The organism is Pseudomonas sp. SB113 (genome assembly GCF_040754745.1).
Taxonomy (GTDB): domain Bacteria; phylum Pseudomonadota; class Gammaproteobacteria; order Pseudomonadales; family Pseudomonadaceae; genus Aquipseudomonas; species Aquipseudomonas grimontii.
The window spans coordinates 1-339 of the sequence record NZ_JBFMHW010000269.1; the positions used below are offsets into that span (position 1 = coordinate 1).

Below are 339 nucleotides of genomic sequence, written 5' to 3' on the forward strand. Positions count from 1 at the left end.
TGCCGCCGTCGGTCGCGGTGTAGGTGAAGTCCGCGGTGCCGTGGAAGTTTTCGTTCGGTTTGAAGTAAACAGTCGCTTCGCCGTTGACCGCGTCAATGGAACCGGTCACCGGTTTGGTCATCGCCGCGTCGGTGTAGAAGGTGCCATTGGTTGGCGTGCCGACGGTGAACGATTTAACGTCCGTCGGACTATCCACGTCGGTGGCGGACAGCTTGACCGCGATGCCTACGCTTGGGTCTTCAGCACCGGTCGCAGCAGTTTCCGCAGCCACCGGCGCGTCGTTGACCGCAGTCACGGTGATGGTGCCGTTGGCTGGAGCCGAGGTCAGCGGGCCGCCGT

Annotated in this window: 1 protein-coding gene; it reads right to left on the minus strand. The window is 63.1% G+C overall.

The genetic code is table 11. From position 1 onward, the window contains the following. A partial coding sequence (locus AB1462_RS32515; RefSeq protein WP_367249239.1) for an Ig-like domain-containing protein occupies positions 1-339 on the minus strand: 339 nt, incomplete at both ends.